Source organism: Cellulomonas citrea, assembly GCF_009829685.1.
GTDB classification, from domain to species: domain Bacteria; phylum Actinomycetota; class Actinomycetes; order Actinomycetales; family Cellulomonadaceae; genus Cellulomonas; species Cellulomonas citrea.
The window spans coordinates 1-506 of the sequence record NZ_VWSD01000423.1; the positions used below are offsets into that span (position 1 = coordinate 1).

1 protein-coding gene is annotated in these 506 nt (G+C 44.3%); it reads left to right on the forward strand.

Features of this window, described 5'->3' with window-relative positions:
• Positions 1-506, forward strand: a 506-nt coding sequence (locus F2B26_RS17860) for an apiosidase-like domain-containing protein (protein ID WP_159811280.1), incomplete at both ends; no start/stop codon positions are given.

A 506-nucleotide genomic window follows, 5' to 3' on the forward strand; every position in this document is an offset into this window, starting at 1 on the left:
ATCCCAATGGGAAAGAATTTAAAGTGCCTGCATTTTGGACAGGTGGCAATGTCTGGAAGGTGCGGTATGCCTCTTCTGTAAGGGGTAATCATCGTTTTAAAACGATATGTTCAGAAACAGATGACAACGGCCTGCATGGCATTTCGGGTATAGTGATCGTTAAGAATTATACAGGACAAAATCAGCTTTATAAACGCGGCGCCATAAAAATTGCAGATGATAAGCGACATTTCGCTTATGGCGATGGCACACCTTTTTTCTGGCTGGGGGATACCTGGTGGATGGGATTAACAAAGCGGTTACGGTGGCCTGAAGATGTTAAAATGCTTGCTGCCAACCGTCAGGAAAAGGGATTTAATGTTATACAAATTGTTGCAGGATTATACCCGGATATGCCCGCATTTGATGAGCGTGGGGCAAACGAAGCAGGATTTCCCTGGGACACGGCATACACTGTTATCAATCCGGCATACTTCGATGCAGCAGATCAAAGGATATTTTTTCTT